Here is a 7578-nt window from a genome sequence, read left to right as displayed (position 1 = left end):
CGCCACGTCGCCGCCGGTGATGGCGGCGAGCTCGTCGGCGCTCACCTCGCCCGGACGTGCCACCAGGTGCACGGCCGGCCTGGCGTCGTCGGCTTCCAGGGCGAGCTTCAGCGGCTCGCCACGGCTGCCGAGGGCCTCCGCGAACGCCTGCGCGATCCAGCGCGGGTGGGCGTGGGTGAAGGCCAGGTTGCCGATCGGGTCCGTGTCCGGGTCGGGTGCGAGCTCGTCGACCCACGCCGCCTCGTCCTGCTCCGCGACCCGGCGCAGGACGGCGTTGACGAAGCCCGCGATCCCGGACCGAGCTCGGCCCGGACGAGGTCGACGGTCGAGGCGACCGCCGCGTGCGACGGAATCCGTGTGCGTAGCAGCTGATACGCACCGAGCCGCAGCGCGTCGAGCGCCGAACCGTCCACTTCGGACAGCGGTCGGTCGGAGCACGCCTCGATGACGGCGTCGAGCAGGCCCTGCGCTCGCGCCGAACCGTAGGTGAGCTCGGTGGCCAGCGCGGCATCGCGGCCGGTGATGCGACGGTCGCGCAGCATCTGCGGCAGCACGAGGTTCACGTACCGCTCGCGCTGCCGCACCGCGCGCAGCGTCTCGAGCGCGGCGAGGCGTGCCGGGTCCTCCACGGGCGGCCTGGAGGGTCCGGTGCGCCTGCGCGGCGGGTGCGGCCTGCGCGGACGGGAGGGCTTGGAGGCTCCTCGCGAGTGGTCGGTCATGAGATGCGTTCCCCTGCTCCGGCACGGACAACGCGCGCCAAGTTCGTACCGGCCGCCAAGCGGTCCGGTGCCGTGCCACGGCGTTGCGTCCTGCCCGCGTCTGCCCGTGCCCGGGCTCGCGCGGCGATGCCGCGAGCCCTCGTTCCGGAGCACATCATGCGATGCGCTCCCCTGCCTCGATGCGCACGCCGCGGGCCCAGTCGGTGGCGGCCATGCGCTTCTTGCCCTGCGCCTGGACCTCACCGAGGGCCACGGCGGTGGTCGCCGTGCCCACGAGCACGCGCTTGCGTTCGACGAGGATCTCGCCGGCCGGCAGCGTCACGTCGTCCACGGGTGTCACGGGACCGAGCTTCAACCGCTCACCACGGAACTCGGCCCACGCGCCTGGCTCGGGCGTCACGGCGCGGGCCAGGCGGTCCACCGCCACCGCGGGCGTGGTGAAGTCGAGGCGCGCGTCCTCGACGCTGATCTTGGCGGCGTAGGTGACGCCGTCGGCGGGCTGGCCGACGGCGCGCAGGGTGCCGTCCTCGATGCCGTCCACAGTGGACAGCAGCAGCTGTGCGCCTGACTCGGACAGCCGGGTCAGCAGGTCGCCGGAGGTGTCGCGGTCGCGCACCTTCTCGGTCACCACGCCGAACACCGGGCCGGCGTCGAGCTCCTTGACGATCCGGAACGTGGAGGCGCCCGTGATGTCGTCGCCGTTGCGCACGGCGGCCTGCACCGGCGCGGCGCCGCGCCAGGCGGGCAGCACGGAGAAGTGGAGGTTGACCCAGCCGAACTTCGGGACGTCCAGCGTCCGCTGCGGCAGCAGGTTGCCGTAGGCGACGACCGGGCAGAGGTCGGGTTCCAGCGCGCGCAAGCGGTCCAGGAACTCAGGATCGCCAGCCTTCGCGGGCGTGAGGACCTCGATGCCGTGCTCGTCGGCGAGCGCGCCGACCGGGGAGCGCTCGAGCTTGCGGCCTCGGCCGGAGGGGGCGTCGGGGCGGGTGACCACGGCGACGACGTCGTGGCGCGGAGAGTCGATGAAGGCGCGCAGCGAGGGAAGTGCGACCTCGGGCGTGCCGGCGAACACGAGTCGCATGGTCAGCTGGACCTGCCGAAGAGTGGGTGCGGGCTCTGCTTCAAGGTGGGGACCGTACCGTCGAACCACTCGGCCTGCCGGATTTCCCTCATGGCCTGCTTGCGGGTCTCGGCGTCGAGGCGGTCGAGGAACAGCACGCCGTCGAGGTGGTCGGTCTCGTGCTGGATGCAGCGCGCCAGCGTCTCGGTGCCCTCGACCTCGATGGGCTCACCGTGCATGTTCCAGCCCTTGGCCACCACGTGCAGGTGGCGCTTGCAGTCCCACGACATGCCGGGGATGGACAGGCAGCCCTCCGGGCCGTCCTGCATCTCCTCGCCGACCACGTCCCACGTCGGGTTGACGAGGTGTCCCGCGAAGCCGTCGCAATGGTAGGTGAACACGCGCAGCCCAACGCCGAGCTGAGGCGCGGCGAGTCCCGCTCCGCCCGCGTTCTGCATCGAGTCCCACAGGTCCTTGACCAGGGTGCGCAGTTCCTTGTCGAAGTCGGTGACCTCGACAGCGGAGGTGCGCAGCACAGGGTCGCCGAACAGGCGGATGGGTTGGACGGTCACGCAATGCTCCTCGTGGTGGACTGGTGGCCAGTCTACGAGGAGCGCGGTCAGTGCTCGGACGCGCTGCCGAGGAAGATCACGCCCACCAGCGCCACGAGGAAGTGGCCGGTGAAGCGCAGCGCCGTCAGCACGGGGCGGAACAACGCGTGGAAGTTGAAGTCAGCTGCCGGAGCGCCGGTGACAGTGGTCGTCGTCATGACATGAACTGTGCCGTTCGCGCAGGTCAGCCCACATCGGCTTGCGGTATCGAGCCTTCATCGGCCCGAGGTAGGAAGATCGGGTGCAACACTCGGTCAGAAGGTGGACACCTCCGGGACATGAGGCTGATGCGACCGAGCTGGGAGGGGGCGGCCGGCGTGCGCGACGACGCCCCGTCGGACGCCGAACTGTGGGCGCGCGGTGACGAGCACGCGTTCAGCGAGCTGTACGACCGCTACGCCGAGGCGGTGTGGAACCACGCCTACCGGCTGACCGCGTCGTGGTCGACGGCGGAGGACCTGACGTCGGCGACGTTCATGACCGCTTGGCGCAGGCGCGCCGAGATGACCCTCGTGCGGGACAGCGCGCTGCCGTGGCTGTTCACCGTCGCGGGCTTCCTGGCGCGTTCGGAGTTCCGCCGCAAGGCGAGGTTCACGCGGCTGCTGCACCGCGTGCCGAGAAACGACGTGCAGCGCGACCACGCCGACGAGGTCGCGTCGTCCCTGGACCACGAGGCCCGCCTGCGCCAGGTGCTGGAGGCCGTTGAACGCCTTCCCCGCGCCGAGCGTGAGGCCGTGGAGCTGGTCCTGCTCGGCGAGCTGTCCACCGCGCAGGCCGCAGAGGCGCTGGGCGTCGCCGAGGTCAGCATCCGCTCCCGCATCTCCCGCGCCCGCACCCGCCTGCGCAAGCAACTCTCCGACGACACCCTGGAGGTGGAGTGATGGCCCTCGACCTGCCACCCCGCCGCGAGCTCCCCGCGGACGTCAAGGAGCGCATGCGCCCGGACTTCACCCAGGTGGAAGGGCGGCGCCACAGCCGCGCTCCGCTGGCCGCGGCCGCCGGGGTCCTCCTCCTGGTCGCGGGCGGTGTCGCCGTCACCCAGTTCGTCACCCGGCCATTCCTCCAGGAACCCGGCCACGGCCACGAGCGCGTCGTCACCCCGTCCGGCCAGGACCTGGCCCGGTGCCGCACCGCCCTGAACGACCAGAACTGGCAGTCCACCGAGATGGTCGTCTTCGGGCTGCGCAAGGTCCTGGTCGGCAAGGACGGCCGCTTCTGCGAGCTCACCCTCTCCCGCGCCGGCGTCGCGGCGGACGACTTCGAGCCGGTCCAGCTGGAGGGGGGCTCGATCGCCTATCGCTCAGAGAAGGTCGTGGCCGGCGTGCCACCGTTCAGCGCACACACAGCGAAAGCCAGGCAGTCCTACAACACCCACGCGAACCCCGGCTCGTTCAGCGACGGCGTGGTCACGCCGGACTTCTTCATCATCGAGACCCAGAGCCGCAACTCGGCCACCGAGCTGGTCTTCGACGAACGGAGCGTGCGGATGCCGCGCCTCCCCTCGAAGCCGGCGGCCGGCACGGACAACTTCGAGAGCGGCGACACCGACCCGTGGGCGCTGGTCAACCTCGTCGACAGGTGCAGTGACAACGCCTACGAGGCCGGCTGGAGCGCCGAGCACCTCCAGGGCTGGAAGCCGCTGCTGGAGGTGGGTCTCGCCGAGCACGAAGGCATGTTGATCGCCCATCGCGAGCACGACAAGTGGGCCACCTGCACCTTCACCAAGTCCAGCTCGGCCTCCGTGTCGCAGCTCGAGGTCAGCTGGGACGAGTCCGACCGGCCCATCGTCCTCGGCGGCCGCAAGCTCGGATCGGACTACGTCCTAGCAGGACGCACCGACCACCAGGCGAAGACCGTGGAGGTGTCCGACGGCGGCAACCCTCCGGTGACCGCGGAAGTCGAGGACGGTCACTTCCTCGCCACGCTGTCCCTCCCGAGCACCGCGCCGGTCAACCGCGAACGTCTGCACCTGGTCGCCCGCAACGCCGAAAATGAGATCGTCTACGAGGGCGGGATCAGCTGATCATGGAGCCATGACCTGGACGGCACCCGAAGCAGAAGTCACGGACGAACCGTTTCTCGGCGCTGAACGCCCGATGCTGGAAGCGTGGCTCGACCGCCATCGAGCCACGTTTCTGCGCAACTGCGCGGGCCTGACCGGCGAGCAGCTCGCCACGGCCTCCACGCCACCCTCGAACCTCACCCTGCTGGGCCTGATCCGCCACCTGACCGACGTGGAGCGCGTCTGGTTCCGCGTCCGCCTGGCAGGCCAGGACGTCAAGGCCCGCTACAGCACACCCCCGAACTGGGACGTCGCCTTCGAGGACCTGGACCCGGCCCGCGCCGAGGCCGAGTACTCCGATCTCGTCGCAGAGATGGCCGAGGCCCGCGCGGCAGGCGCCACGCGGGACCTCGACGACACCTTCGTCCACGTGCGGTGGGGCGAGATGTCGGTGCGCTGGCTCTACATCCACATGATCGAGGAGTACGCGCAGCACAACGGCCACGCCGACCTCATCCGCGAACGCATCGACGGGAGCACCAACAAATAGCGCGCGCAGTCGCGAACCAGCAGCTCAGCCCACCTTCACCACGCGGGCCGCACCTCCCCCGCGCCGCTTCGGCTCGGCGACCGCGCGCCCAGCGGCCGTCCGACGCGCGTTCGACGGCCGTGGCGGCGCCGATCTCGGCGTTCTGGCTGAACTTGTGGCCGATCGCCTGCAGCCCGCGGTGGTGGCGGCGGCGATGAACTCCGCCTCGGCCGGGGTCGTCGCCGCGTTGCGCTGGGAGGCGCGCGGGGCGGCCACGGCGTCGAGCAGGGACATCTTGCGGTCCAGGCGCGCGGTCAGGATCTGGGTGACCGTGGTGATGATCGTGGAGCCGCCCGGCGAGCCGACGGCGAGGAGGACCTTGCCGTGGTCGACGACGATGGTCGGGGCCATGGACGAGCGCGGGCGCTTGCCGGGGCCGGGGAGGTTCGGGTGCGGGACGCCCGCGGTGGGGGCGACGAACTCGAAGTCGGTGAGCTCGTTGTTGAGCAGGAAGCCTCGGCCCGGCACGACGATGCCGCTGCCGCCCTCCGCCTCGATGGTCAGGGTGTAGGCGACGACGTTGCCCCAGCGGTCGGCGACCGTCAGGTGCGTGGTGCGTTCGGCGTCTTCGCGCAGTGCTGAGAGGCCTGCAGTGGCCTCGCAGGCCTGGGGATTGCGCGGGTCCGCGGCGGGCTGCGGAGCGGGCAGCACGGCGTCGGGCTTGATCAGGCACGCACGGCTGTCAGCGAACTTCTGCGAGAGCAGGCCCTTGGTCGGAACGTCGGAGAAGGCCGGGTCACCGACCCAGCGCAGGCGATCGGCGAACGAGAGCTTGGTCGACTCGATGAAGCGGTGCAGGTACTCGACGTCCGAGACCTTCGCGAGGTCGGTCGACTCGAGGATGTTCAGCGCTTCGCCGACGGTCGTGCCACCGGACGACGGCGCCGCCATGCCGTAGACGTCGAGGCCGCGGTAGCGCGAGTGCGTCGGGTCACGGCGTTCGACCTGGTAACGGGCCAGGTCGGAGATCTCCATGGCGCCGGAACGGACGTTGCGGGTCGAGCCGGGCACGACGGGCGGCTTCTGCACGGTCTTCACGAGGTCGCGGCCCACCGCGCCGCCGTACAGGGACGCCAGCTCGGTGCGGGCGAGCTCGCGGTAGGTGTCGGCGAGCTGAGGGTTGCGGAACGTGCTGCCCACCGCGGGCGGCTGGCCGCCCGGCAGGTAGAGGTCGCGGGTCGAGGTGAAGTCGGCGAACCGGGCGGCGTTGTTGGTGATCTGCGAGTTGAACGTCTTGTCGACGACGAAACCGCGGCGCGCCAAGGCTTCCGCGGGCGCCATCGCCTCGCGCAGGTTCAGCGTGCCCCACTTGCGCAGCGCCTGCTGCCACGTCTTGGGCGTGCCGGGGACACCGACGGACAGGCCGCTGGTCATCGCCTCGGCGAACGGCAGCGGCTTGCCGTTCTCCACGAAGAGCTGGTCGGTGGCGGAACGTGGCGCCGTTTCGCGGCCGTCCAAAGTGGACACGCGGCCGGTGCGGGCGTCGTAGTGGACGAAGAACCCTCCGCCGCCGATGCCGGCGGAGAACGGGTCGGTCACGCCGAGTGCGGCGGCCGTGGCGACAGCGGCGTCGACCGCGTTGCCACCGCGGCGGAGCACGTCGACGCCGATCTGGGACGCGTCGGGGTCGACGCTGGAAACCGCGCCGCCCCAGCCGACCTGCTCTGGCACGCGGGGCGGTGGTTCTGCCGCGCCCGCGGAAGCAGGCGCGACCAGTACGACGGAGAGCGTCAGTGCGGCAACCGTTCGCAACATGCGCAGAACTTCTACTCCGTTGTGGCTGGTTGGCAACACCCCTTGAGGAAGGCCTAAGGTGCGGAGGTGTCGATCGATCTTGACCAGTTGCGAACCGATTTCACGAACACCCCGCTCGACGAGGCCGACCGCGAGGAAGCCCTGCACCTTCTTCTGGGTCAACGCCGCGACGGTGACGCGGACCTGCTGCGCCATCTGCTGGCCGAGGAGACGGCTGCCCACCGCGAGGGCTGGGGCCTGAGCGAGACGATGGTCCTCGCCGCGCTGCTGCTCGCCGAGTGCGGCCGCGAGGAGGACGTCTGGACGCTGTGGGAGGCCAAGAACGCCTCCTTCGACACGATGGCGGGCCTCGACGGCTTCCTGCTGTTCCCGGCGGGCATCGCGGGCACGACGGCGCACGTGATCGCGAGCGAGCAGCACCCGGAACGCGCTGAACTGATGACCTACATGAGCGAGTACCTCGAGTACGAGAAGCTCACGGACGAGGACATCCGCAGTCACATCGCCGGCCTGCGCTCGCACTACGTGAGCTGATCGACGGGCCTCACAGGACCTCGAGCGGGTCGAGTTTGATGCGCACCAGCTCCTGTTCCTTCCGCGCTGTCCGCACGGCCTGAGCCTCGGCCAGCACGGCGGCCAGCTGACGCCCTTCACCGCGCGAGACCCTCACCAGCGCCCGCTCCTTGGACTCGTCGTCGCCAGCGGCACCGGTCCGAGGATCTCGCCGGTGGGCGGCAGATGCAGCTCGTCGAGCAGGGCGTTCACCGCGTCCGGCGTGCCGTCGACGGTCGCCATCCGCACGGCCGGCGGGAATCCCAGCTCGGTGCGCGCGGCGAGCCCGG

7 protein-coding genes and 3 pseudogenes are annotated in these 7578 nt (G+C 70.9%); 4 read left to right on the top strand and 6 right to left on the bottom strand.

What is annotated here, in order from left to right; translation table 11 throughout:
• The 4 genes and pseudogenes from FXN61_RS45170 to FXN61_RS45155 all read right to left on the bottom strand — a co-directional run.
• Positions 1–719 (bottom strand): annotated as a pseudogene (locus FXN61_RS45170) (transcription antitermination factor NusB); the annotation flags it as partial.
• Between the two features lie 154 nt (positions 720–873).
• Positions 874–1800 (bottom strand): methionyl-tRNA formyltransferase, encoded by a 927-nt coding sequence (fmt, locus tag FXN61_RS45165; protein WP_167979966.1) that lies wholly within the window; start codon positions 1798–1800, stop codon positions 874–876.
• 2 nt (positions 1801–1802) lie between these two features.
• A complete protein-coding gene (def, locus tag FXN61_RS45160) occupies positions 1803–2351 on the bottom strand; it encodes a peptide deformylase (RefSeq protein WP_167979965.1) in 549 nt (182 codons plus the stop codon).
• A gap of 47 nt (positions 2352–2398) precedes the next feature.
• Complete coding sequence (locus tag FXN61_RS45155; RefSeq protein WP_167979964.1) at positions 2399–2548, bottom strand: hypothetical protein; 150 nt, start codon at positions 2546–2548, stop codon at positions 2399–2401.
• A 120-nt stretch (positions 2549–2668) separates the two neighbouring features.
• On the opposite strand from FXN61_RS45155, the gene FXN61_RS45150 reads away from it, so the two are divergent.
• From FXN61_RS45150 to FXN61_RS45140, 3 genes are read left to right on the top strand one after another with little or no spacing between them, the layout of a single operon-like run.
• Positions 2669–3271, top strand: coding sequence for an RNA polymerase sigma factor (locus FXN61_RS45150; RefSeq protein WP_246293046.1), 603 nt, complete (start codon positions 2669–2671; stop codon positions 3269–3271).
• Positions 3271–4413 (top strand): hypothetical protein, encoded by a 1143-nt coding sequence (locus tag FXN61_RS45145; RefSeq protein ID WP_167979963.1) that lies wholly within the window; start codon positions 3271–3273, stop codon positions 4411–4413. Before FXN61_RS45150 ends, FXN61_RS45145 begins: the two co-directional genes overlap by 1 nt.
• Positions 4414–4423: 10 nt before the next feature.
• On the top strand, positions 4424–4942 hold the full coding sequence (locus tag FXN61_RS45140; RefSeq protein WP_167979962.1) for a DinB family protein: 519 nt from the start codon (positions 4424–4426) through the stop codon (positions 4940–4942).
• A gap of 24 nt (positions 4943–4966) precedes the next feature.
• Here FXN61_RS45140 and ggt read toward each other — a convergent pair.
• Positions 4967–6736: pseudogene (ggt, locus tag FXN61_RS45135) on the bottom strand (gamma-glutamyltransferase).
• Between the two features lie 66 nt (positions 6737–6802).
• Here ggt and FXN61_RS45130 point away from each other — a divergent pair.
• Positions 6803–7270 (top strand): hypothetical protein, encoded by a 468-nt coding sequence (locus FXN61_RS45130; RefSeq protein WP_167979961.1) that lies wholly within the window; start codon positions 6803–6805, stop codon positions 7268–7270.
• A gap of 10 nt (positions 7271–7280) precedes the next feature.
• Here FXN61_RS45130 and FXN61_RS53785 read toward each other — a convergent pair.
• Positions 7281–7578 (bottom strand): annotated as a pseudogene (locus FXN61_RS53785) (primosome assembly protein PriA); the annotation flags it as partial.

The organism is Lentzea indica, assembly GCF_012184385.1.
In the GTDB taxonomy this organism is placed as follows: domain Bacteria; phylum Actinomycetota; class Actinomycetes; order Mycobacteriales; family Pseudonocardiaceae; genus Lentzea; species Lentzea indica.
This window is presented reverse-complemented; position numbering and strand designations above follow the sequence as displayed.

Coding starts and splice junctions, on each gene's coding strand:
- fmt (WP_167979966.1), bottom strand. CDS start 1,800: ATGCGACTCGTGTTCGCCGGCACGCCCGAGGTCGCACTTCCCTCGCTG.
- FXN61_RS45155 (WP_167979964.1), bottom strand. CDS start 2,548: ATGACGACGACCACTGTCACCGGCGCTCCGGCAGCTGACTTCAACTTC.
- FXN61_RS45150 (WP_246293046.1), top strand. CDS start 2,669: ATGAGGCTGATGCGACCGAGCTGGGAGGGGGCGGCCGGCGTGCGCGAC.
- FXN61_RS45145 (WP_167979963.1), top strand. CDS start 3,271: ATGGCCCTCGACCTGCCACCCCGCCGCGAGCTCCCCGCGGACGTCAAG.
- FXN61_RS45140 (WP_167979962.1), top strand. CDS start 4,424: ATGACCTGGACGGCACCCGAAGCAGAAGTCACGGACGAACCGTTTCTC.